The sequence below is a fragment of the Sorangium sp. So ce375 genome, assembly GCF_051473855.1.
Lineage (GTDB): Bacteria > Myxococcota_A > Polyangia > Polyangiales > Polyangiaceae > Sorangium.
Window position 1 is genome coordinate 5,111,212 of sequence record NZ_CP150335.1, and the last position, 24,627, is coordinate 5,135,838.

Below are 24,627 nucleotides of genomic sequence, written 5' to 3' on the forward strand. Positions count from 1 at the left end.
CCGCGCCAGCGGCCCCATGTTACTTCACGACGACGAAGCCCCCGCGATTCGGCCCCTCACGAGGAGGCCGCCTGTTTCGTGAGCCGCGCTTGCGCCATCAAGCGCTCTTCTATCAACGCCAGCTTCGCGACGAGCTCCCGCGCGAGCGACTCCGCGCTCGCGAGGTCCTGGGCTATCGCCCTGCCGCTCGTCTCGCTCCGCCTCTCCTTGGCAGCATCCCTGAGCGCATTGAAGACCTTGGCCATCGTGCGCTCGAGCTCCTCGATATCACCTCTCACGAACAGGAATTCACGCTGGATCTCTTCGATGGTGTAGTCCTGGGCCATCATCTCTTTGATGCGCTGAACCTGGCGGACTACCGTGGCCGGATACATCCCCTGCGAGCCCTGGTGCTTGCCCTTGCGGCCCACGCGCACGCTGCGCGGGAGCAAGCCGAGCTGCACGTACTTCCGGAGCGTCGCCTCGCTGAACTTGATGCCATGAGCCGCGAACAGCTCGAGGATATCGCTCGAAGTGATCCCCTGGGCGTGCTCCCGCTCGATGCGATCAAGCACCTCCTCGGGGATCCTCTGCACCGGTCCTCCCATCGATTGCCGGAGGCCCTACCCAACCGACGCGGGCGACTCTATTCCACTGAATGGAATACAGTCAATTGACGCGACTACGATTATTGTGTGGCTGTCGCGAGACGCGGTGCTTTGCCGGGGTTCTTGACATGCCTCGGACATTTTCCGTCCGTCGGAGCGACGCGTCGGTCCGCTCGTCATGTCGGGGTCCGGGGGTCGAGGCGGGAAAAGAGCGACGCTCGGTGCAATGGGTGCGAGCAAGGGGGTGCCCGACACCCAGCTGGGCTCGTGGAGCGACATGCCCCGTACCCTGACACACATCGGTCCTTTCAGACAAAAGGGCTGATAGTCTCGCCGCCACCATGGCCAAGGCCCTCGCCAGCGAGGGTCGGGGCGCGGCCTCCCCTGCCGCCCCCCGACCCGTCGAACGCGTCATCAGGGATGTCACCGCCCGGGGGGTCAGGATGCGGGTCCTGGTCGCGGGGGCGGGCAACGGCCCGGCGCTCCTGCTGATCCACAGCTTCCTCGTCAGCCACCTGGAGTTCGACGACGTGATCGACGCGCTGGCCCAGCGGTTCCACGTCATCGCCCCGGACCTCCCGGGCTTCGGCGAGAGCGAGAAGCCGAGCCCGGCCCGGTACGCTTACGGCATCGAGACGTTCGCCGAGGCCGTGGCCGACCTCATCGCCGCCTTCGGCGTCGGCCGGGCGCACCTCGTCGGCCACGCGATGGGCGCCGCCGTCGCCATCACGCTGGCGGCGGAACACCCGGAGCTCGTGCAGCGGCTCGTCCTCGAGGACGCGCTCTGTTACCCGTTCCCGATGAGCTTCAAGATGAAGCTCCCGCTCCTCCCGGTCGTGGGCGGCATCGTCTTCAAGCAGCTCCACGGCCGGGGCACGTTCCGGTCGTACTTCCGCGACGACGTGTTCCGGGCGGACGCCGCCGTGCCGCTGTCGCGCATCGACCGGCACTACGACCTCTTCAACGCGCCCTCGGCGCGCGAGAGCGCCCACGCGGTGATGCGCGCGGTGCTCGACGCGCGCCCCGTCGTCGCGCGCCTCACCCGGATCACGGCGCCGACCCTCGTCGTGTGGGGGCGCGACGATCGCATCTTCCCGGCCGCGAGCGCGCAGCGGCTCGCCCGCGAGATCTCCGGCGCGATGCTGGAGATCATGGACGCGGGGCACTCGCCCCACGAGGAGCGGCCGGAGGAGTTCGTCGCGCTCGCGACGCAGTTCCTCGAAGGGAAGCGGTGATCGTGACGGCGCGCTGGGCCCGGCTCGCGCGCGGCGCGGCGCGAGCGGCCGGGCGCGCGGGCCGCGCCGTCCTCGGCGAGGACGCGGCGCGGCGCTTCCTTGAGGACCGCTCGGCGCTGCTCGGCCTCGGGATCGTCGCGCTGCTCCTTGTGTTCGCCGCGGCGGGGCCGGTGGTCATCGCCCACGACCCGAACGCGAGCGACTTCACGCTGGCCCGCGACGCCTCCGGCGCGCCGCCCGGACCGTCGGCCGCCCACTGGCTCGGGACGGACCCGCTCTTCCGCGACCTCCTCGCGCGCCTCGCGCACGGCGCGCGGCTCTCGCTCGCCATCGCGCTCTCGTCGACGGCCCTCGCCACGGGGCTCGGCGCGCTCGTCGGCGTCACGGCCGGCATGGCCGCCGGCACGCGGGCGGGCGCGCTCGACAGCGCGCTCATGCGGCTCGTCGACGTGATCCTCGCCCTGCCCTACCTCCTGTTCGTGACCGCGATCGGCGTCGCCGTGGGGCGCGCGGACGTGGGGACGATCCTTCTCGTGCTCGGCCTCACGGGGTGGACGGGGGCGGCGCGGGTCGTCCGCGCCAAGACGGTGGAGCTCGCGCAGCGCGATTTCGTGGCCTCCGCGCGCGCGCTCGGCGCAGGGCCGCTGCACGTCGTCCGGCGGCACGTCCTGCCCAACGTCGGCGGGACGCTGCTCGCGCTCGCGACGATCAGCGCGGCGCAGATGATCCTCGCCGAGGCCGCCCTCGGCTACCTGGGCGTCGGCGTGCAGCCGCCGACCGCGACCTGGGGCCGCATGCTGCACGAGGCCGAGCCGTACCTCGGGGTAAGGCCGCTCCTTGTCGCCGCGCCGGGCTTCGCCATCATGCTCGCCGTGCTCGGCTTCCACCGCGCGAGCGAGGGCCTCCGCGACGCGCTCGATCCGGCCGGCGCCGAGCTCCCGCGCGGCCGGCGCCTGCCGGTGGATCTGCTCGTCGCGGGCGCGGCGCTGCTCCTGCTCTCGGGCGGCTCGGCGCGCGGCGTGCGCCCGCCCCTCGGCGGCGAGCCGGCGTCCACGAGCGCGCCCGTGCGCGGCGGGACGCTGCGCCTCGCGACCACGGTCAACGTGCGCGCGCTCGATCCGGCGATCTCCTACGACGAGCTCTCGAGCGCCGTCGCGGACCTCGTCTTCGCCCGCCTCGTCACGTGGGACAAGGACGGCCGCCTCACGCCCGATCTGGCGCGCGCGGTCGCTGTCGAGCGCGGCGGGCGGACGTTCGTCTTCACGCTGCGCGAGGGCGTGCGGTTCCACGACGGCGCGGAGCTGCGCGCCGCCGACGTGAAGCGCTCGATCGAGCGGACGCTCCACCCGAAGACGCCGAGCCCCGGCGCGAGCCAGTACGACATGATCGAGGGCTTCGCGGAGTACCACGCGGGCGAGGCGCCGCACCTCGCCGGCGTGCGGGTGCTCGGCGACCACGCCGTCGCGATCGATCTGAGCGCGCCCGACGCGACGTTCCTCCCCCGCATGACGCTCGCGTTCATGGCGCCGGTGTGCCCCTCGTCCGGGGCGGCGGTCGACGCGGCGAGCCCCCCGCCGCCGTGCGGCGCGGGCCCGTTCCGCGTCGCGCGGTGGGATCAGGACGGCGGCATCGGGCTCACCCGCCACGAGGGGTACTTCCGCCCGGGCCTGCCGTACCTCGACGCCATCGAGTGGCAGACCGGCGTACGAGCGACGACCCAGCGCTACAAGTTCGAGGAGGGCGAGCTCGACACCCTGCGCGAGCTGACCGCGATCGACACGGCGGCCTACCGCGCCGCCCCAGCGTGGGAGGGGCACAGGCGCTGGGTGACCCGGAACAGGACCAACGCCGTCTTCCTCAACACGGAGCTCGCGCCGTTCGACAAGCTCGCGGTCCGGCGCGCGGTCGCCTTCGCGCTCGACCCCTCCGTGCTGGAGAAGGTGCGCCCGGATCTGCTCGCCCTCGACCGGGTGCTGCCGCCGTCGATGCCGGGCCCCCCGCGCGACGCGCCGATGCGGCGGCACGACCTCCCGCGCGCCCTCGCGCAGATGGCCGCGGCCGGCTACCCGTACGACCCGGCGACCGGGAGGGGCGGCTACCCGGGCGTCATCGAGTACATCGCGGTGCCGGACACCCTGGAGCAGTCGATCGGCGAGATCGTCCAGCAGCAGCTCGCCAGGATCGGCCTCCGCGTCCGGCTGCGGCTCGTCAGCTGGGCGACGTACCTCGCCGAGGCCTCGCGCCGCCGCGCCATCCCCATGGGCTGGGTCGGATGGCAGGCCGATTTCCCCGACCCGGCGAGCGTCTTCGAGCCGACGCTCTCCACGCGCGCGATCAGCGACGAGGGCTCGCAGAACTACGCCTTCTTCAGCGACGAGGAGCTCGACCGCACGCTCGACGCCGCCCACGCCGAGCAGGATCGCGCGCGGCGCCTCGCGCTCTACGACCGCGCCGAGCGCATCGTCCGCGATCTCGCGCCCTGGGTGCCCACGTACACCGCGCGGCAGCTCGAGCTCTGGCACCCGTACGTGCGCGGCCACGAGGGCACCGCGACGCTCACGTCCCACGCCCACGAGATCTGGCTCGACCCGTCCGCGCAGCCCGCCGCCGGCGGCGGGCCGCGCGGGGCCGCGTCACGATCCGCGACGCCGCTCCGCGCGCTGCTCGCGCGCTCGGCCCTCCCGAGATGAGCACCCCACGCGCGCGCCCTGCCTCCACGCCCCGCCCGGGCCGAGCCGCCGCGGTGGTCTCCGCGCTCGCGCGCCTGCTCCGGCGCCTCGGCTGGGCCGCGATCCTCATCGCCGGCGTCACCGCCGTCTCCTTCGGGATAGCGTACCTCTTGCCAGGAGACGCGGCGCGGATGCTCGTCGGGCCGCAGGCCTCGGCGGCGGACCTCGAGCGCGTGCGGGCCCTCCACGCGCTGGATCGCCCGGTCCCCGTGCAGTTCGCGCGGTTCGTCGGGCGGCTCGTCCACCTCGGCCCCGCGCGGGGCGGCGACGGCGCGGCCCCTTCCCCCCACGCGGGCGCGCGCGCCGACCCGGAGCACCGCAGCTGCGCGGCGGGGCCGCTCGGCCTGCACGTCGATCTCGGGTACAGCTTCCACTACCGCAAGCCGGTCGTGGACCTTCTCGAGGCGAAGGTGCCGCGATCCGTCGAGCTCGCGCTGGCCGCGCTGCTTGTGCAGCTCCTGCTCGGCCTCTCGCTCGGGATCGTCGCGGCGGTCCGCCGCGGGACGGCCTGGGAGGACGCGGCGCTCGGCGCCACCCTGCTCGGCGCCAGCGCGCCGACCTTCGTGATCGGCCCCGCCCTCCAGTACGTGCTCGCCTACAAGCTCCGGCTCCTGCCCTACGACGGGTACGGCACCACGGCGGCCGATCACCTGCGCTCCCTCGTCCTGCCGGCGCTGACGCTCGGCGTGTTCGGCAGCGCCCTCTACGCGCGCATCGTCCGCGAGGAGCTCCGGACGCTGCTCCGCCAGGACTTCATCCGCACCGCGCGGGCCAAGGGCGCCTCTCGCCTGCGCGCGCTCGTCGTCCACGCGCTCCGCAACGCGCTCCTGCCGCTCGCGACGCTCGCCGCGCTCGATTTCGGTGCGCTGGCGGGCGGCGCGATCGTCACGGAGAAGCTCTTCCGCTGGCCCGGCGTCGGGAGCATGGCGGTCGAGGCGCTCCAGAACCGGGACGGCCCGCTCATCGTCGGCACGGTCCTCTTCTCCGCGGCCGCCATCGTGCTCGCGACCGTGGCGCTCGATCTCGCGGCCCTGGCCCTCGATCCCCGGCTCCGATCGCGGTCGCGCTGAGCGCGGGCCGCGCGCTCACTGCATGCCGGCGAGCGCGCGGCACTCGGCGCCGAGCGACGAGTCGGGTGAGGAGAGCTCGGCGCACTTGCGGAACGACGCGCGCCCGCCGCGCCCGGCCGCCTGCTCCGCGGCGCCGCGCAGGTGCCATGAGGCGGCGCTGCCCGGGGAGGCGGCCGTGAGCTGCTGCGCGAGCTGCACCGCCTTGCCGGTCTGCCCCGATTCCAGGGCGCGCATCACGCGCGCCGAGAGGGGCACGCCCTCCTCGTCCGGCGCGGCGGGCGCGGACGCAGGCGCATGCGCAGGCGCCGTCGCCGAGCGCTCCGGCTGCGCCGGCGCGGCGGCGTGGCCCGGGGTCGCCGCGGGGCTCGCCGGCGCGGCGGTGGTGGCCGGCGCAGGCAGGCCTTGATCGGAAGGCGCTCCGGCCGACGCCGCGGGGCTCGCCGCGGCTGGTCTGGCCCGCGCGCTCGCGGCGGCTGGCGCGGCCGGCTGGCCCGCCACGGTGTCGGCCGGGCTTGCCGTGGAGAGCGCCGCCGCGGGAGCGGCGGTCGGCTCTGCTTCCGGCTCCGACGAGGCCGGAGCCGCTGCGGTCGCGGCGGCGGAGCGATCCCCCCCGGGCGCCTCCTCCGGCGATTCCGGCGATGGCGCACTGACCGGCACCGGGGGCACGGGGTGCCCCGTCCGGCCGACCAGCCACACGCCGCCGGCCCCGAGCGCGATCGCCGTGACCAGGCCGGCGACGATCCGCGTGATGCGGGCCCGGCGCTCCTCCTGACGGGGCCCCGAGAGCGTGGCCTCGACCGCGCCCGCGGTCGTATCGGGGTCCTCGGCCGAGGGATGCTGCTGGGCCGCCATCCGCCCCAGCGCGCCCGCGTCGGCGCCGAAGAAGGAGCGCTCGCTCTCGCTGATCGGCCCGGCGTCGCCCGGGGGCGCGTCGTCCGGCGCCGCCGCGAGGCTCGCCGCCGGCGTGACGCCCGGCTGCGGCGCGGTGGACTCGATCGTGCGCGCCTCATCGGCCTTCGCTTCGACGGGCTGCGGCGCCTGCGCCCCGCGCGGGACGGCGACGGCCGGCGGCGCGTCGCTCGGCGGGCGAGGCCGCAGCGTGGGGCTCGTCGACGGCAGCGCGGCGCGCTCCTCGCCGGCGGGCTGCGCGGCGCCGCCGGCAGGCTTCGCGACGCCCGCCGCGGGCTCGGGAGGCGCAGCAGGCGCGGGGGGCGCCGCCGCAGGCGCGGCAGGCGCGGCAGGCGCAGCAGGCGCAGCCGCAGGCGCGGCAGGCGCAGCCGTGGGCGCCTCGGGGGGCGTCGAGCGAAGGCGCTGCTCGGCGGGTGCGACCGCGGCCGCGGGCCTGTCGCTCCTCGTGGAGCGCTGCTTCTGCGCGAAGCTGCGCGGCGTCACGAGCGGCCGCGTGAGCGGGGCCTCGTCGCTGCTGGCGAGCGTGGTGTCCTTCTCGAGCTCGATCTCCGCGCGCGACCGCGCAGCCCTGACGGCCTCGGCACCTGGCATGGCGCCCCGCGGCGGCTCCGACGGCGCTCGGCCTCCTGCCACGCCGGCGTGCGACCCGGCGCCCCGCGGCGGCTCCGACGGCGCTCGGCCTCCTGCCACGCCGGCGTGCGCCCCGGCGCCCCGCGGCGGCTCCGACGGCGCTCGGCCTCCTGCCACGCCGGCGTGCGACCCGGCGCCCCGCGGCGGCTCCGACGGCGCTCGGCCTCCTGCCACGCCAGCGTGCCCCCCGACGCTCCGCGGCGGCTCCGACGGCGCTCGGCCCCCTGCCGCGCCGGAGCGCGCCACCGCGGCCGCCACGGCGCTCCGCGGCGGCTCCGACGGCGCTCGGCCCCCCGCCGCACCGGAGCGCGCCGTCGCCGCCGCCACGGCGCTGCGCGGCGGCTCCGACGGCGCGCGCGCCCCCTCCGGCGCGAAGCGCGCAACCGCGGCGCTCGCGCTGGCCGCCCGGCCGACGGCCCCTGCCCCGTGCATCGCGCTGCGGGTCGTCACGGGGCGGCCGGGGGCCTCCGCGTCGGAGTCCCCCGCCGGCAAGTGCAGCTCGTGCCCGGGCCGGGAGCGCGGGAGCACCGCGGGAGAAACCCGGTTCGAGAGCGGCGCCGGGACCACCGCGGCGTCTTCGAGATCGTCCGAGCCGGCGTTCCCCGCGACGCCCTCGGGGTAGTTGGAGCGCCGCGCGCTCAGGGGCGACGAGAGCGGCGAGAACTCGTCGGGGAACGCCGCCTCCGGCTCGCTCGGCACCACGTCGTCGGGCGGGAGCGCGGCGGCGGGCACCAAAAGCCCCTCGAAGTAGAGCTTCGAGATGGTCGAGAGCGTCGAGAGATCCTCGAACGGGGACGCGTCGACCACCTGCATCAGCGTCCGCTTGCCGTCGAACAGGCGCAGGATCCCGTTCAGCTCGTCGGGGATCTCGTTCAGCCGCTCCAGGAGCTCCTCGCTGTCGACCTCGAAGACGGTGGCGAGCGACGGCAGCGCCTCGAGGAGCCGGCCCCACTCGTCGACCCGGCGCATGCCCTCCATGAGGAGGCCCTGCGTCGACGTCTCGATCACGTCGGGGTTGTCGACCTTGCAGAACTCGACCTCGAACGTCCCCTCGTTCCACAGGAGCGCGCGGTAGACGGCCTCCTCGCCGCAGAGCCGGCCGAGCGTCGCGTCGACGACCTTGCCCTCGCGGAAGTAGACCTGCGCCTCGTTGTCCGCGTTCGACAGGTGGACGATCCCGCTCTTCCGGCTCACCTCGAACGTCTGCAGCAGATCCACGACGTTCATGTCGAGGATCGATCCGGAGAACCTGGTCCGCCCGGTCGTCGAGAAGTGGCGCGTCGTGATCCCCTCGCGCGTCCGCCGCGCGAGGAGCAGCGTCACGCGCGCGATGAGCTCGCGCACGAAGATCGGCTTGGTCAGGTAGTCCTCGACGCCGAGCTCCAGCCCGCGGATCTTGTCCTCGATCGACCGCTGGCTCGTGAGGAAGACGACCGGGATGGCGGCCCAGTCGGAGTGCTCCTTCATCTTGCGGACGAGGGCATAGCCGTCCACGTTGGGCAGGCGCGTGTCGCTGAGGACAAGGTCCGGCGTGGAGACCTCCAGCTTCGCGAGAGCGTCCGCTCCGTCCTTCGCGGTGGTGACGCTGTAACCGGCCTTTTTCAGGCTGACCTCGAGGACCCGAACGCTGCGCGGATCCGCGTCGACCAGGAGGAGCTGTTGCTTGGCCACTAGAGGTTTCCGCCTCGCGAAGGATGGCGAGCCCGAACGGACGCTGTCAAGCGCTCCGCCCTGAGCGTCGCCGCTGCCGTCGATCGCTTGTCCCGCGGCCGCGGGCCCGATGCTCGACGGCGTCCATCGTGCACACAGGACGGCGTGGAAGGCCAGGTTTCGTCGAGCGCCGATCGGGCGATCAACGCTTCCAGGGATCGACGATATCGCCGGTAGCTTGCGGCCTTACCACGGAGGCCGTGGCCGCCGCGGTCGCCGCCGGACGGACCGTCGCTGCAGTCGGCTTCGCCGGGATCGGGGCGGCCGTCCCCTGGGTGCGGGCCGGCTCCGGCGCGAGCGGCTCCTGCGTGGGCGGCGCGGGCGCCGCGGTCGCGGTCGCGGGCGGCTCGTCGATCGCCCTGGCGGGCGCGGTCGCCGCCTGGAGGACGGCGGGAGCGGCGGGGGCGGCGGCCTCGGGCGGCGCCTTGGGCGTCGAGGCGCGCACGGCGCGGACGCCGAGGGCGATGGCGATGGGCACGAGCACCGCCGCGAGCGCGATCGCCACGCGCGCGCTCATCGAGAGCGGCTCGGACGGCGCCCTGGGCGCCTGGGACGGCGCGAGCGCCTCGTCGCGCGCGCGCGGCCGCATCGACTCCGCGCGCGGCCGCATCGACTCCGCGCGCGGCCGCATCGATTCGTGGCGAGGCAGCTCGTCCTGGGGCGCGGCCCCGTGGCCCGGCGGCGCGAGGGCGAGCTCGATGGCCTCGGCGAGGTTGGCCATCGAGGAGAAGCGCTCCTCGGGGTTCTTGGCGAGGCAGCGCATGACGATCGGGCCGAACGCGCCCAGCGCGGAGGCGTCGGGCATCACCTGCTCGAGCGGCTCGGGCGACATGTACATGTGCTTGGTCAGCACGCCCATGTACGTGTCCGCCTCGAAGGGGACGCGCCCCGCGAAGCACTCGTACATGAGGACACCGAGCGCATAGATGTCGGCGCGGGCGTCGATGCGCTTCCCCTCCGCCTGCTCCGGGCTCATGTAGTGCGGCGTCCCGAACACCATGCCGATGCGCGTGAGCCGCTTGCCGCCGGTCACCTTCGCGACCCCGAAATCGAGCAGCTTGACGAACTCCTGATCGCCGTTGCGGACGAGGTACACGTTGTCGGGCTTCAGATCGCGGTGGATGACGCCCGCGGCGTGCGCGGCCCCGAGCGCCGCGGCGCACTGGAGCATGATCTGCCCCACCCTCTCGGCCGGCAGCGTCTTCTCGCTCCGCAGCAGCGACGCGAGGGAGGTCCCGGAGAGGAACTCCATCACGAAGAACGGCAGCTCTGCCTGATCCGCCTCGACCTCGATCGCGCCGAAGTCGCTCACCGCGACGATGTTGGGGTGGCCGATCGCCGCGGCCGCCTTGGCCTCCTGGATGAAGCGGGCGACGAGCTCGGCGTCCTGCGCGATGTCGCGCCGGAGCACCTTCAGGGCGAAGAGGCGGCCGAGCGACTTGTGGCGCACCTCGTACACCGTCCCCATCCCCCCTTCCCCCACGACCGCCTGCACCTCGTAGCGGCCATCGATGGTGCGCCCGAGCATCGGATCGGCCGACGGGTTCCAGTCGGGCGCGTCGGCGAGCGGATCGCCGTCGAACGGGCAGAAGCGGGAGTCGCCGGAGAAGGTCTGGTTGCACGTCGGGCAGCGCCGCGCGCGCGGGGTCTGCTTCGCCCTCCCCCGGCGCGCCGGCCCGTCGAACCGCGCCGGCAGCGGCGGGATCGCCGGGCGCGCGTCCACGTGCGCTGGCAGCGCATCCCCGCGCGGCGGCACGTCGCTGTGCAGCGGCACGTCGCTGCGCCGCGGGGGCACGTCGCTCCGTGGAGGCACGTCGCTCCGCGCCGGCGCCTGGGCGAATGCGTCGTCTCCGTGCGACCGCGGGATCTCTTCCCGATGGAACAGCTCGGCTGCTTCGGAGTCGCCGGCGGTCATCTCGGGCTGAGCATCCCCGGCCATGCGGAGCGTCACTGGCACCCCATCGAGTCTAGCCGAAAGCGCGCTCAGTGGTTCGGACAGATGGCGCCAGTTTGGCGTCCGCGGCGGCGCGCCCCCCGGAGGGGCGCCGCGCGCGGCGGACGGCGCGCCTGGAAGGACTCAGATCTCTTCCAGAATCTTTGCCTTGCGGGCCTGGAACTCCTCGTCGGTGATGAGGCCCTTGTTCTTGAGCTCCCCAAGGCGCTCCAGGCGCTGCTCGATCGACGGCGCCCCGCCGGGGGCAGCCTGCGGCGCGCCCGGGTAGCCCTGCGGCGCACCCGGGTAGCCTTGCGGCGCACCCGGGTAGCCCTGCGGCGCACCTGGCTGCTGCATGTGCGGCGGCACGAACTGGGGCTGGCCCTGGGCCGCCAACGCGGGGTTCATCGCCTGCGCCAGGCCGGCGCCGATCGCCACCTGGGCGCCCAGCCCCGCGACGCCGCTGCCGTCGCCGCCCTGCGCCATGCCCTGGCCGGCGCCCATCATCGCCTGGCCGGCGGCGTAGTTCTGCCAGTTGCCCGCCAGCTGCTGCACGTACCGCGCGTCCTGCTGGAACCGCTGATCGAGCTCGAACTGCTTCGCGCGGGCGGAGTCCTGCGCGATGCCGATGCCCCGCCGCGCCTCGCCGCGCGCCTTGTTCGCCTCGCGGAGGAGCTTCTGGTCCTCGGCGGAGAAGTTGATGTTGAAGTTCCCGATCTCGAGGATCTTGCAGCCGATCTCCTCGAGGTTCGGCGCGGACTGCACGATGCGGGCGCCGAGCTCCATGCTCATGCCGCCGAGGTTGAGCAGGCTCTTCTGCTGCTGCGCGCAGACCTGGCCGATCACGGTCTTCACGCTCATGAAGAACTTGCCCTTGATCCAGCTCAGGACGACGTCGTTGTCGCCGCTGCCGCCGCACTGCCCGTGGTAGCCGACGACGAACCGCACCGGATCGACGACGACCAGCGAGAACTCGCCGAAGATGCGCGGCGTCACGAACTCGTAGAGGACGGGGTCCTCCATCGACTCCAGCGGACCGCCGAACGGCACGCCGCGGACCGGCTGCATCTTGACGAAGAAGATCTCGGCGATGAAGACGTCCCCGCCCGTGAACTTGTTGACGAGGTTGTTCAGGAACGGGATGTTCTGGGTCTGGAGCGTGTGGCGCCCCGTGGGCAGGTAGCCCACGTACCTGCCGTCCTTGAAGAAGAGCGCACACTCATCGCTGTCGACGGTCAGCTGCGACCAGAAGGGGACGTTCTGGTCCGGGTGCTTGTAGACGATGAGATGCTTCGCAGCGTCCGGGCGCGCGATCATCATCTCGCGGACGCCGTTCTTCACGAAATCGAAAATCCCCATGTCGCGCTCCTCTTCGGTGGGCTGGGTGGGACGGACCTGCCGGTCCGCTCCCCCCGGGACCTCGGATCATTCCGGCAGATGGCGCAGAGGTCCCGCGCCGTTCGTTCTCCGTTGACGATCGCCGCGCCTTTCAGGCACACAGCGGCCTCAGGATAATCCGCAGATCGCAGGGCAGCAATGCCCGCCGGGGAGGACCGCATGCCCGTTGCTCTGCTTCCTCTGCTTGCCCCGCCTCCACCGCCGGCGCCCTTCGGGTCAGCCGAGGCAGCCGCGTCGTCCGATGTTCCGAGCCCCGCCGCTCGGCGGTCGAAGCGCTCGTCCCTCAAGCGCGGGGCCGCGCCGGCGAGGGCGACCCGATGACCGCGCCGATCGACGTCGGCGCCCTCTCGGCGCCCGCGCAGAAGCTGGCGCAGCCGGGCGCGCCGCAGAAGCTCCGGGAGATGGCGGCGCGCGGCATCGCCCCCGGCCTCAAGCCGGGCGACGTCGTGACGCTGCTCGTGCTGCTCGCGTCGCGCGAGGAGGAGCCGGCCCGCGAGACCGCGGAGAAGACGCTGTCGGCGCTCCCCGAGCCGCTGCTCCAGGGCGCGCTCGGCGCGGAGCTGCAGCCGCCGGTCATCGATCGGCTGGCCCGCATCTACGCCGACCGCGTCCCGGTCGTCGAGAAGCTCTGCGCGATGCCGGGCATGGCCGCGGACACGCTCGAGGAGCTCGCGCGGACCGGCGGCGAGGCGGTGACCGAGCTCATCGCCGTCAACGAGGAGCGGCTGCTCAGGAACCCGCGCGTCATCGAGCGGCTCTACCTGAACAAGCACACGCGGATGTCGACCGCGGACCGCCTCGTCGATCTCGCCGCCCGCAACGGGGTCGAGCTCACGGGCATCCCGGCGTGGCGCGAGGTCAGCGTCGCGATCAAGGAAGAGCTCATCGCGGAGCCGTCGCCCGAGCCCACGCCGGACGACGTGCTGTTCAACGAGACGCAGGAGCTGTCGGAGGCGCTCGCGGCAGACGAGGCGGTCGACACCCACGTCGAGGACGAGGAGGGCAAAGAGGAGCTCAAGGAGGAGTACGTCCCGCTCTACAAACGCCTCGCCGACATGACCATATCGCAGCGGATCCGGCGGGCGATGCTGGGGTCGCGCGAGGAGCGCATGCTGCTCGTGCGCGACTCGAACCGCCTCGTGGCCAGCGCCGCCGTGCGCAGCCCGCAGATGCAGGAGGAGGAGGTCGTCCTCATCAGCCGCAACCGGAACATCTCGGACGAGGTGCTGCGGATCATCTCGACGACGCCCGAGTGGCTGAAGAGCTACACGGTGAAGCGGAACCTCGTGGAGAACCCGAGGACGCCGGTGCTCGTCGCGACGCGGCTGGTCCAGCACCTCCGCGAGTCCGATCTCCGGGGGATCTCGAAGAGCAAGAACGTGACGTCGCCGGTGAAGGACGCCGCGAGGCGGCACCTCGATCGGCGCAAGAGCTGAGCGGGCGGGAGAGCGATGAGCGACCTGGTCCGCTTCGGCGTCGCGATGGATCGCGCGCTGCTGGCCGATTTCGATCGGCGCATCACCGCGCAGGGCTACGAGAACCGCTCGGAGGCGCTGCGGGATCTGGTCCGCGCGGACCTGACGCGCGCCGCCTTGGACGAGGGGGCCGAGGTGGCGGCGACGCTGACGGTCGTCTACGCGCCCGAGGTGCGGGAGCTCGTGCAGCGGATCGCCGAGCTGGAGGAGCGGCACGCGGGGGCGGTCGTCTCCAGCCTGCTCGTCCGCCTCGACGAGGCCCGGCTGCTCCAGGTGATGGTGCTGAAGGGCCGCGGCGCCGAGCTGTCCGAGCTCGCCGGGCAGCTCGCCGGGGCCAAGGGGGTGCTGTCGTGCGCGCTCACGCCGGCCGCGGCGCTCCGGTAGGAGCGGCGGCGCGCGGGACGCCCGCCGTCACTTGCGCAGCTTCACCACCGTGCCGGCGCCCTCGTTCGCCCAGTAGACATAGCTGTCGTCGACCGCGATGCCGCGCGGGCCGTCCTGATCCGACGCGAGCACCTCGGCCTCGCCGCCCGCGACGGGCACCCTCATCACCGCGCCGTTCGCCGAGCCCTCGGCCCCGGCGTTCGTCCAGTAGACGTGCTCGCGGTCCACGGCGAGGAACGTGGGGTGGTCCTGGCCGGACGCGAGCTCGACCGGATCGCCGCCGCCGAGCGGCGCCCTCATGACGGTGCCTCCGTCGCTGGTCGTCCAGTAGACGTGGCTGTCGTCGACCGCGATGGCCCCCGGGTTGTCCTGCCCGGTGGCCACGTCGCGGGCCGCCTCGTCGACGAAGGACCACGTCCGGATCGAGTCGTCCCCCGCGTTCGCCCAGTAGATGCTCTGGCCCTTCACGGCGACCCCGGTCGGGTCGTTCGCGCCCTCCCAGACATAGATCACGCCAGGCATCTGGGTCAGCACCGCCTGGATGTGGTTGGTCCCTCGGTGCGTCCAGTAGATGTCGCCGCCGGAGACCGCGATGCCCACGGGGCCGTGCCGCCCCGGGACGACCGGGTCCGGCTTCTCGCTTCCGTCGAGCGACACCTTCATGATGGCGCCCTCGTCCGGCCTGTTCCCCGCGTAGTTCGTCCAGTAGACCCAGCTCGCGTCGACGGCGATCCGGACCGGCTCGTCGAGCCCGTCCTGGAGCGGCGGGGGCGTGGTGCTGCTCCCGTCGAGCGGCGCCCGGAACACGGAGCCGTCCTTCATCTCCGCGGTGCCGCGGTTCACGCAGTAGACGTGCGTCGCGTCCACGGCGATGCTGATCGGCCGGTTCTGCCCCTCGGCCAGGAGGAAGGGCTCGCACACGCCGGCCGGGCACCCGCCGCCTCCTCCTGATCCGCCGGCGCCGCCGGCGCCGCCCAGCCCTCCGGCGCCGCCCGAGCCGCCCGCCCCCCCGGAACCGCCGGCCCCCCCGGAGCCGCCCGCGGCCCCGGCGCCGTCGAACCGGAGCTCGTCGAGCCCCGAGAGCGCGTTGCAGCCGCCCAGCGCCCCGAGGCTCATCACGAGGAACGCCACAGCGCGCGGCGACGACAGGCGCCGCACCGTTCGTGCAACCATTGGATCAGGGCTCTCCAGAGCTCCTGATCTATGCGTCGTCGCCAGGGCTGTCAGCCACTTTCACGGTGGTCTTGGACGGGTCGACGATGAACGTCACGAGGCGCTCCTTGGCCTCGAACTCCTGCCGGTAGATCACGGCCGAGCGCTTGTACTTGAAGGGGCCGACGCGCACCCGGTGCCAGAGGCCGCGGCCCTTGACGTACGCCGGCTCGACATACGCCTTGTGCCCGCGGCGCCGCAGGGCCGCCGCGAAGCTCTCGGCGTCGGCGGGGTCCTTGAACGAGCTCACCTGGAGCTGGTAGCCGCCAGGCCCACCCCGCTCCGTCTCGGGCCCCTCCTCGCGCGACACGTGGCGGGCCATCGCGGTGAGCGTGTCGTTCGGCGGGGCCGCGCCCCCCGGGGGCCCGAGCACGTGCTGCGCCGGCAGCGGGACCACGGGGAGCCGATCCGCGGCGGGCGGCGGACCGGGCTCCGCGGCGGATGCCTCGGCCGAGGCGGCCGCCTTGGCCGCCCGCGGATCGCGCACCGCCTCGAGCGCGGTCGTCGGGTGCTCCGCGTCGGACAGGACCGCGGGGAAGGTCACGTCCTCCCCGATCGTGGCAGGGCGCGGGGCCGGCTTCACGCCGGCGGGGTGGGTGCGCGCGACGAGATCGCCGAGCGGATCCGCGGTGACCGGACGCTCGCGCGCAGGAGCGCGCAGGAGCGCCACCGCCGCGAAGACGATGCACGCCCCACCGAGCGAGGCCAGCACCAGCGCGCCCGCGCGCGACGGGCGAGCCCCGGGATCCTCTTCCTGGATCTCCTCGAGGTTCCGCACCGCCCCGGTGTCCATGCTCTCGCCTTTGCTGCGCCTCATGCTTCCTCCTCGTCCCGTCTACCCTGCCCGGCCGACGACCAACAACTTTCGTGTATTCCTTTATCCTACATTGATCGGAACGGTCCGGTCTCTGGGCGGAGCGCTCTCGGGCGAGCGCGCGCTTCGGCGGGGCCGGGCAGCCTCGCACGCGCGGCGCGCGCGGGGAAAGTTCTCGGCGGGCGTCGACGCTCCGCTGAACCAGCGTGAATCGCGACAGGCCGACCCGCTGGTCCCAGGGCGTGAGCGCAAACGATCGCGACAGGGAGAACGGCGGTCAGGGTGCAGGCCGCTCCTGGCCCATCAGCAGCGTCGTCGCTTCGGGCGCTCGCCAGTCTCTCGCGCCCGTGAAGCGGAGACCCATCCTGCCGTCCGGCTTCACAAGGAATGTGTCAGGCAGCGCCGAGACCCCGAAACGCCGCTGCACCGCGGGGAATCCGGCCCGCACGACCCCGGGAGGCACCTCGCCCCCAAAGAAGGTGCGGACGACGTCCCAGCTCTCGTCGACGCTCACCGCCACGAGCTGGAGCCTCCCGGCCTTCTCCATCTCTCGGCCGAGCTCCAGCAAGAGCGGGAGCTCGGCGCGGCAGGGGGCGCACCAGGTGGCCCAGAAGTGCAGCAGCACCGGCCGGCCGCGCAGGGCGCGCGCGTGGAGCAAGGTCCCGTCCGGTCGCTCGAAGGCGGCGTCCGGCACGGGCTGGGCGCCGTCGAGCGCCTCGTACGCGAAGGGGCGACGACCTGGCCGCTCGGCCTCACGGCGATGCTCCACGGCCCGGTAGACCCCCACGGCGAGCGCCTGGAGGAGGACCAGGACACCCACGGTGGCGGCGATCCTGCGGAATCGCGATCCCACGCGCATCGCCTACTCCGCGGCGGGCGACAGGGCCGGGCCGGAGCCCGCCGGGTGATCTGTGGCGTCCGCTTCGCCGGCAGCGTTCGCGCGGCGCCGCCCGCCCACCACGCTGTAGAGCACCGGCAGGACGACGAGCGTCAGCAGCGTGGAGGAGATCACGCCGCCGATCACGACCGTCGCGAGCGGGCGCTGGACCTCTGCGCCGACGCCCGTGTTGAGCGCCATCGGAACGAAGCCCAGGGAGGCGACAAGCGCCGTCATGAGGACCGGACGGAGGCGCCGCTCGGCCGCGAGCTCGATGGCGTCCCGCACCGGCAACCCGGCCGCGGTGAGCTGCCGGATGGTGGAGACGAGCACCATGTCCCCGAGCACCGCGACGCCTGACAGCGCCACGAACCCGACGCCCGCGGAGATGCTGAAGGGCAGGTCGCGAAGCCAGAGCGCGACGACGCCGCCGATCGCGGCGAACGGGACGCCCGTGAAGACGCGGATCGCGTCGAGCAGCCGCCCGTACGTGAGGTAGAGCAGCAGCAGGATCAGCCCGAGCGCGATGGGGACGACGACGAGCAGCCGCGCCTGCGCCCGCTCCAGGTGCTCGAACTGCCCGCCGAAACGGACGTAATAGCCGGGCGGGAGCTCGATCTCCCGATCGAGCCTCGCCCTCGCCTCCTCGACGAAGGTGCCCACGTCGCGGCCCCGGACGTTCGCCTGCACGACGATCCGGCGCTTTGCCCACTCGCGGTTGATCGCGGTCGGCCCCTCGGCCGTGCGGATCTTCGCGAGCCTCGCGAGCGGGATGCGCTCCCCACCGGCAGCGGTGACAAGGATGCGGCCGATCGAGGCGGGGTCCTCCCGGTAACGATCGTCGATGCGCAGCATCACGGGGAAGCGGCGCTCGCCCTCCTGGAGCTGGCCCACCTCCCGCGCCCCAAGGGCCTCGACCACATCCAGGACGTCGGCGGCCGCGATGCCGTGGCGGGCGATGGCGGCGCGGTCGACCTCGATCTCGAGCACGGGCTGGCCTGTGACCTGCTCGGTCACCACGTCCGCGGCGCCGGGGATCTTCTTGAGGGCGGCCTCTATCTCGCGCGCCTTCTGCTTGAGCGTGTCGAAGTCGTCGCCGAACAGCTTCACCCCCAGATCGGCCCGGATCCCTGCGACCATCTCGTTGACCCGCATCTCGATGGGCTGCGTGTAGATGACGCGCATGCCCGGCATCCCCGCGAGCTCCGACTCCATCGCCTGGACGAGCTCGTCCTGCGTGGCGGCGCGCTTCCATGCCTCTCGCGGCTTGAGCGTGATGAACATGTCGGAGAGCTCGAGCCCCATCGGATCCGTCGCCACCTCCGCCGTGCCCGTGCGGGTCCAGACGCGCTCGATCTCGTCCGGAAACCTGTCGAGGAGGACCCGCTCGAGCCGGGTGCCGTAGCGGATCGACTCGCCCGCCGAGACCCCGGAGAGCCGTACGGTGTTGGCGACGATGGTGCCCTCACGGAGGCGCGGCACGAACTCGGCGCCGAGCCGCGTCGCGAGGAAGACCGCGTTGCCGAGGAGCAGCACGGCGCCGGCGAGCACCGCGAAGCGCCACCGCAGCGCGAGCTGCAGCACGGGCCGGTAGGCCCGCTTGAGGAGGCGAACGAGCACGTTCTCGCGCTCCTTCGTGCGGCGCGGCAGGAGCAGGCTCGCGAGCACCGGCATGAGCGTGAGCGATAGGATCATCGAGCCGACGAGCGCGAAGATCACCGTGAGCGCCATCGGCCGGAACAGCTTCCCCTCCGCCCCCTCGAGGGCGAGGATCGGCAAGTAGACGATCATGATGACGAGCTCGCCGAACATCGTCGGCTTGCGCACCTCGATCGAGGCGTCGCGCACGACGTCCGTCGTGCTCCGGTCGCTCGAATCCTCGGAGAGCCGCCGGACCGAGTTCTCGACCATGATCACCGAGCTGTCGACGACCAGCCCGAAGTCGATCGCGCCGAGGCTCATCAGGCTCCCCGCCACGCCCGCGCGCAGCATGAGGTCGAACGCGAAGAGCATCGACAGGGGGATGGCCGAGGCCACGATGAGCCCGGCGCGGAGGTTGCCGAGGAAGGCGAAGAGCACCGCCACGACCAGGAGCGCGCCCTCGAGCAGGTTCTTCCTTACGGTGCCAAGCACCCTGTCGATGAGCTCGGTGCGGTCGTACACGACGGCGACGTCGACGCCTGGCGGGAGGGTCTTCTCGACCTCCGAAAGGCGCGCCTTGAGCCGCGTCGTGACGTCGTGGCTGTTCTCGCCCATCAGCATGAAGCCGAGGCCGAGCACGACCTCTCCCTGGCCGTCCGCGGTGACCGCGCCCCGCCGGATCGCGCGCCCCTCGACAACCCGGGCCACGTCGCGGACCCGGATCGGCGCCCCGCCCTTGGCCGCGACCACGATGTCCTCGATGTCGCTCACGCGCGTCGCGATGCCGATGCCCTGGATCAGGGCGGACTCGCCGGCCTGGTCCAGGTTGCCCCCGCCCACGTTGGCGTTGTTGCGCTCCAGGGCTTCGGACAGATCGTGGAGCGAGAGCCCCCGCGCCGTGAGCTCCGCCGGGTCGACGAGGACCTGGACCTGCCGCTCGTCGCCGCCCCAGGCGTTGACCTCGGCGACGCCCCGCACCGAGCGGAGCTGCGGCGCGATGACCCAGTCGTGGACCGTGCGCAGCTCGCTCAGCGGCTTGCCCTTGCCCGTGACGACGTAGTGGAACACCTCGCCGAGGCCCGTGGCGACCGGGCCGAGCTGCGGGCGATCGATGCCCGGCGGCAGCGTCACGGTCTGGAGCCGCTCCATGACGACCTGGCGGGCCAGGTAGATGTCCGTGTCGTCCTCGAAGCGGGCAGTGACCTGAGAGAGGCCGAAGCGGGAGAGCGAGCGGACCTCCTCGAGCCGGGGCAATCCCGAGATCGCCTGCTCGACGGGCGCCGTGATCTGACGCTCGATCTCGACGGGGGAGAGCGCAGGGGCGACGGTGTTGATCTGCACCTGCACCGGCGTCGTGTCCGGGAAGGCGTCGATCGGCAGGCGGCGGAACGCGAGGACGCCCGCCAGGGAGAGGCCGATCGAGGCAAGGATCACGAGGAACCGGTGGCGGAGCGACCAGGTGATGACGGCGTTCAGCATGCTCGCGCCTCAGTCCTCGCCGCAGCAGCCGGCGCCGATGCTCTCCTTGAGCGTCTCGGTCTTGAGCAGGAAGCTCCCTTCGGTCGCGACCTCCTCGCCCGGGCGCAGGCCCTTGACCACCTCGATCAGGCCGCCTTCGGTCGCCCCGATCTCGACCCGCCGCGCCTCGAACTGGTCCTCCGCGAGCCTCACGAACACGAGCTTCGCCGTCCTCGCGCGCTGCACCGCGGAGCGGGGCACCACGACCGCGGCGCGCGAGGGGGCGAGGATGCGCGCCCGGCCGAACATGTTGGCCCGCAGCGCGCCGTCGGGGTTCGTGAGCGGGACGCGCGCCTTGGCCGTGCGCGTGGCCGGGTCGATGGCCGGGGCCACGTACGTGATCTCCCCTCTGAGCTCGCGTCCCTCGATCCCGTCGACCTCGATGACCACCGGCTGCTTCAGCGAGACGGCCGGAAGATCGGTCTCGGGCACGTCGAGCTCGGCCCACATGCTCGAGACGTCGACCACCTCGAACAGGGTCTCCTCGACGCCGACGAGCCTGCCCACGGTGGCCTTGCGCTGCGTCACCATGCCGGCGAGCGGGGTCGTGAGCGTGTAGCCCCCGCTCCCGCCCGCGCTCGCGCCCACGACGGCCAAGGAGGCCGCGAAGGAGGCGCGGTCGGCGCGCGCGGCGTCGAGCTCCTGCTGCGCGGCGAGCACGCTCCGGCGCGACGCGATCCCCTCCTTTTCGAGCTGCTCCTCGCGCCGCAGGTTCTCCTCGGCGATCTTGAGGCGCGACAGCGCGCTGGCCAGCCGCGAGCGATCGGCGCCCACGTCGGCGCTGTCGATGACGGCGAGCGGGGCGCCCTTCTTGACCTCCGCGCCCACGTCCACGTGGAGCTGCCGGACGACCCCCGCGGCGCGCGCGTTGATCTCCGCCACCTTGAGCGCGTCGTAGACGATCCTGGCGGTCGCGGGGACGCCGCCGCCGCCCTGCCGCTCGACGGCCTTCTCGGTGAGGATCCCGGCCAGCCGGGCCGTGTCCTTGGCCTTGAGCTTGACCTTCGTCCCGTCCGCCGGCGCGCCGTCGCTCGCCACGTCGGCCGCCGGCTTGCCGCCGCGCTCGGGGTGGCAGATGGGGCAGATGGACTCCGGAAACTCGTGCTCTTTGCACCAGTCTCCCTTCGCCTGGAAGACGGGGGCGAGCTTCGGATTGCACTTCGTGCAGAGCGCCTCCAGCACGCCGTGCTCCTTGCACATGGCGCCTTCGACGGCCGACGCCCTGCTCGGCTTCGCCGTGGCCCTCTCCGCCGCGGCGTTGTCGGTCCCTTCGGCCCTGCAGCCTGGAAGAGCGGCGAGGAGCAGGAGCACCAGGAGGTGAACGCGGGCGGGCATGTCAGCTCCCCTTCGGCGGCCTGACGATCTTCAGGTCGGGGTTGCACTTGAGGCACTGCGACTCGGGCAGCCCGTGCTCCGCGCACCAGTCACCCGTGGCCTTGAAGGCCGGGATCAGATCCGGGTTGCAGCGGGTGCACTGGGACTCCGGCACCTGGTGCTCTCCGCACCAGTCCTCGTGGGAGCCGGGCTTCACGTCGGCCGGCGCGTGCGGCGCGTCCGCCGCCTTGGCCTGCGTCTGCGCGGGCGCGGCCTTGCCGGCGCTCGGCGCCTCCTTCGAGCACGACGCAGCGCCGAGGGCGAAGACGCAGATCACGAGCGAGATGGAACGAAACGTCATGGGTCTTTTCTCCTTGTGGTTCGCAATGTCACGTGACGGACGAGCCTCGGGCATGCTGTCGCTCTCGCGCGCCAGCGCACCGCCGACCTACCCGCGAGCGTCATGCGCACGCCGGCGAGAGCAGCGCTGAACGGGTGCGCTGGCACGAACGCGCGACGACGCGCCGCGAGCATGCGCTCCGCTCGGACCTAGCAGGGCGCTGAACCACGCTGCGATCACCTGAGTCCACCGAGGGCGGACGAGGCCCACATGGATCTCTTCGGAGCGCGATCGGCGGCTCGATCCGCCGAGCGACCATCAGCGCCGCGCTAGGCGAGGAGCCTTGGGACGTGGAGCACTTCGCGCGCCTCAGACGACGGCGGCGCGCGCTCGGGCAGGAACCGCAGGAGCTCCGAGGAGGAGGGCGCGAGCAAGACCGGAATGCTGGGCGACGGCGGGACCGCCGGGACCCTCGCCGCGCAGCAGCCCGAGGCACAATTCAGGGGACAAGGGCAGTCACGATGGTCGTCGTCCTCGGGACACGACTCGCCGCAGTCGTCCACGGCCACGAAGGCGTACGCCACGGTCAGCTGGCTCATGACGAAGGCGAGCACGATCACAGAGAGCAGCCGGACGAGCCGCCGCGTCCACAGGGATCGGGGATGTTGCCTTCGTCGCCGGGTCACGCGCCGGCGGAGCCTACCATGTGTCGCCCGCGCTCGTGGCGCGTTCGCGTCTGGCCGTTCGAAGCGCCGTGTCGCCCGCAGCGCGACACGACGGTGACGGCCGTGGTGGGCGCGCAGGCACGCGGCGCTGCCTTCACGGACCCGAGGCGCTATGACTGGGCCCCCATGGATGACCTAGGAGCTTCCCCCGGCGCGCGGCCCGCCGCGCCGTCCACGTCGGGGCCGGGAGCGACGCGCGACCCGGCGCGAGGCGGGGTGTCCGGGCATGACGCGACCGCGGCGCACGGCCACCAGGGCGGCAAGGCCGCGCTCGCCCTGGCCGCGCTGGGCGTCGTCTTCGGCGATATCGGCACGAGCCCGCTCTACGCGCTGAAGGAGTGCGTGAGCGGGACGCACGGGGTCGCGCCGACGCCCGATAACGTCCTCGGGCTGCTCTCGCTCATCTTCTGGTCGCTGATGATGGTGGTCACGGTCAAGTACGTCACCTTCATCACGCGGGCCGACAACGACGGCGAGGGCGGCATCCTCGCCCTGCTCGCGCTGGTGCCGGAGCGGCTGCGCGCCAGCGGGGCGCAGGGCGTCGGGTGGCTCGCCGGGCTCGTGGTGCTCGGCGCCGCGCTGCTCTACGGCGACGGGGTCATCACGCCCGCCATCTCGGTGCTGAGCGCCATGGAGGGGCTCGAGGTGGCGACGACCGCGCTGAGGCCGTTCGTCGTGCCGCTCACCTGCGCCATCCTCGTCGGGCTCTTCAGCGTGCAGCGCTGGGGCACGGCGCGCGTCGGCAAGGTCTTCGGCCCCGTCATGGTCCTCTGGTTCACCGCGCTCGCCGCGCTCGGGCTCGTGTACATCGCCAGGAACCCGGCGGTGCTCGCCGCGCTGAGCCCGGTGTACGCGGCGCGCTTCTTCGTCGCCCATGGCTTCCACGGGTTCGCGATCCTCGGATCGGTCGTCCTCGTGATCACGGGCGGCGAGGCGCTCTACGCGGACATGGGGCACTTCGGGCGCGTCCCGATCCGGATCGCCTGGTATGCGGTCGCGCTGCCGGGGCTGCTGCTCAACTACTTCGGTCAGGGGGCGCTCTTGCTGCAGGAGCCCGAGGCCGCCGCGAACCCGTTCTTCGCGATGGTGCCGAAGGGCCCCCTCACCTACGCGCTCGTCGCGCTCGCCGCCATGGCCACCGTGATCGCATCGCAGGCGCTGATCTCGGGCGCCTACTCGCTCACGCACCAGGCGATCCAGCTCGGGTACCTGCCGCGGACGCGGGTGTGCCACACATCGAGCGAAGCCGCGGGGCAGATCTACATCCCTCTGACGAACTGGGCCCTCGCGGTCGGGTGCCTCGCGCTCGTGCTGGTCTTCCAGGCGTCGAGCCGGCTGGCCGCGGCCTACGGCATCGCGGTGACCGGCACGATGGGGATCACGTCGATCGTCTACTTCGTCGTGATGCGGCACACGTGGCGAGCCCCGCTCGCGAAGGCGCTGCCGCTCCTGATCCTGTTCCTCTCGTTCGATCTGCCGTTCTTCGGGGCGAACCTGATCAAGTTCCTCGACGGCGGGTACGTGCCGGCGGTCATCGCCGCGGTCCTGTTCACCATGATGGTCATCTGGAAGCGAGGCCGCGCGATCCTCGCCGATCGCTTCACGCGGGCGGCCCCCTCGGCCTCTGCCTTCGTGCGCGATCTCGACGCGACGTGCCGCGCGCGCGTCCCCGGAACGGCCGTGTTCCTGAGCTCGCGCGCGGGCAAGACGCCTTATGCGCTGACGCACCACCTCAAGCACAACAAGGTGCTCCACGAGACGGCGGTGATCTTGACGGTGGTGACAGAGCACGTCCCGCGGGTCGCCGACAGGGAGCGCCTCGACGTGACGAGCCTCGACAAGGGGGTTCACCAGGTCGTCATCCGCTCGGGCTTCATGCAGTCGACCGACGTGCCGGCGCTGTTGCGGCGGGCCGCGGCGGCGCACGCGCTGCCCATCGATTTCGCGGACGTGGCGTATTACCTCGGCCGCGAGACCATCCTTGCCACCGACAGGGGCCGGATGGGCAGGATCGCGGAGACGATCTTCGCGGTGATGGCGCGGAACGCCGGCGCGGTGCCCGACTACTTCAGGCTGCCGCCGGAGCGCGTGGTGGAGATCGGCGTGCAGGTCGACCTGTAGTGGGC

Annotated in this window: 17 protein-coding genes; 6 read left to right on the plus strand and 11 right to left on the minus strand. The window is 73.0% G+C overall.

Annotated elements, in window-relative coordinates:
- Nucleotides 1–56 precede the first annotated feature (56 nt).
- A complete protein-coding gene (locus WME90_RS18920) occupies nt 57–554 on the minus strand; it encodes a MerR family transcriptional regulator (protein ID WP_437282555.1) in 498 nt (165 codons plus the stop codon).
- Nucleotides 555–1,030: 476 nt separating this feature from the next.
- On the opposite strand from WME90_RS18920, the gene WME90_RS18925 reads away from it, so the two are divergent.
- The 3 genes from WME90_RS18925 to WME90_RS18935 are packed head-to-tail and all read left to right on the plus strand — an operon-like array spanning nt 1,031 to nt 5,621.
- A complete protein-coding gene (locus WME90_RS18925; RefSeq protein ID WP_437282556.1) occupies nt 1,031–1,822 on the plus strand; it encodes an alpha/beta fold hydrolase in 792 nt (263 codons plus the stop codon).
- Between the two features lie 2 nt (nt 1,823–1,824).
- Nucleotides 1,825–4,512 carry an ABC transporter substrate-binding protein gene (locus WME90_RS18930; protein WP_437282557.1) on the plus strand — a complete coding sequence of 896 codons (2,688 nt, stop codon included), beginning with the start codon at nt 1,825–1,827 and terminating at the stop codon, nt 4,510–4,512.
- A 53-nt stretch (nt 4,513–4,565) separates the two neighbouring features.
- The gene (locus WME90_RS18935) at nt 4,566–5,621 is read left to right on the plus strand and encodes an ABC transporter permease (protein WP_437282558.1); all 1,056 of its coding nucleotides are present in this window, start codon (nt 4,566–4,568) and stop codon (nt 5,619–5,621) included.
- Nucleotides 5,622–5,636: 15 nt separating this feature from the next.
- On the opposite strand, the gene WME90_RS18940 is transcribed toward WME90_RS18935, so the two are convergent.
- The 3 genes from WME90_RS18940 to WME90_RS18950 form a co-directional block, all read right to left on the minus strand.
- On the minus strand, nt 5,637–8,831 hold the full coding sequence (locus WME90_RS18940; RefSeq protein ID WP_437282559.1) for a response regulator: 3,195 nt from the start codon (nt 8,829–8,831) through the stop codon (nt 5,637–5,639).
- Between the two features lie 181 nt (nt 8,832–9,012).
- On the minus strand, nt 9,013–10,809 hold the full coding sequence (locus WME90_RS18945) for a serine/threonine-protein kinase (protein WP_437282560.1): 1,797 nt from the start codon (nt 10,807–10,809) through the stop codon (nt 9,013–9,015).
- Nucleotides 10,810–10,947: 138 nt separating this feature from the next.
- On the minus strand, nt 10,948–12,162 hold the full coding sequence (locus WME90_RS18950) for an SPFH domain-containing protein (protein ID WP_437282561.1): 1,215 nt from the start codon (nt 12,160–12,162) through the stop codon (nt 10,948–10,950).
- A gap of 356 nt (nt 12,163–12,518) precedes the next feature.
- On the opposite strand from WME90_RS18950, the gene WME90_RS18955 reads away from it, so the two are divergent.
- Both WME90_RS18955 and nikR read left to right on the plus strand, forming a co-directional pair.
- Nucleotides 12,519–13,637, plus strand: coding sequence for a hypothetical protein (locus WME90_RS18955; RefSeq protein WP_437282562.1), 1,119 nt, complete (start codon nt 12,519–12,521; stop codon nt 13,635–13,637).
- Nucleotides 13,638–13,652: 15 nt separating this feature from the next.
- Nucleotides 13,653–14,060 (plus strand): nickel-responsive transcriptional regulator NikR, encoded by a 408-nt coding sequence (gene nikR, locus WME90_RS18960; RefSeq protein WP_437282563.1) that lies wholly within the window; start codon nt 13,653–13,655, stop codon nt 14,058–14,060.
- A 27-nt stretch (nt 14,061–14,087) separates the two neighbouring features.
- Here the strand turns inward: nikR and WME90_RS18965 are convergent, their stop codons facing one another.
- The 7 genes from WME90_RS18965 to WME90_RS18995 all read right to left on the minus strand — a co-directional run bounded on the left by WME90_RS18965 (nt 14,088) and on the right by WME90_RS18995 (nt 22,462).
- A complete protein-coding gene (locus tag WME90_RS18965) occupies nt 14,088–15,233 on the minus strand; it encodes a hypothetical protein (protein ID WP_437282564.1) in 1,146 nt (381 codons plus the stop codon).
- 28 nt (nt 15,234–15,261) lie between these two features.
- On the minus strand, nt 15,262–16,089 hold the full coding sequence (locus tag WME90_RS18970) for an SPOR domain-containing protein (RefSeq protein ID WP_437282565.1): 828 nt from the start codon (nt 16,087–16,089) through the stop codon (nt 15,262–15,264).
- A 274-nt stretch (nt 16,090–16,363) separates the two neighbouring features.
- A complete protein-coding gene (locus WME90_RS18975; protein ID WP_437282566.1) occupies nt 16,364–16,945 on the minus strand; it encodes a thioredoxin-like domain-containing protein in 582 nt (193 codons plus the stop codon).
- Between the two features lie 3 nt (nt 16,946–16,948).
- Nucleotides 16,949–20,083, minus strand: coding sequence for an efflux RND transporter permease subunit (locus tag WME90_RS18980; protein ID WP_437282567.1), 3,135 nt, complete (start codon nt 20,081–20,083; stop codon nt 16,949–16,951).
- 9 nt (nt 20,084–20,092) lie between these two features.
- The gene (locus WME90_RS18985) at nt 20,093–21,457 is read right to left on the minus strand and encodes an efflux RND transporter periplasmic adaptor subunit (RefSeq protein WP_437282568.1); all 1,365 of its coding nucleotides are present in this window, start codon (nt 21,455–21,457) and stop codon (nt 20,093–20,095) included.
- Between the two features lies 1 nt (nt 21,458).
- Complete coding sequence (locus WME90_RS18990; protein ID WP_437282569.1) at nt 21,459–21,797, minus strand: hypothetical protein; 339 nt, start codon at nt 21,795–21,797, stop codon at nt 21,459–21,461.
- 308 nt (nt 21,798–22,105) lie between these two features.
- Complete coding sequence (locus WME90_RS18995; protein ID WP_437282570.1) at nt 22,106–22,462, minus strand: hypothetical protein; 357 nt, start codon at nt 22,460–22,462, stop codon at nt 22,106–22,108.
- A gap of 165 nt (nt 22,463–22,627) precedes the next feature.
- Here WME90_RS18995 and WME90_RS19000 point away from each other — a divergent pair, with 165 nt between their 5' ends.
- Nucleotides 22,628–24,622 (plus strand): potassium transporter Kup, encoded by a 1,995-nt coding sequence (locus WME90_RS19000; RefSeq protein WP_437282571.1) that lies wholly within the window; start codon nt 22,628–22,630, stop codon nt 24,620–24,622.
- The last annotated feature ends 5 nt before the right edge of the window (nt 24,623–24,627 follow it).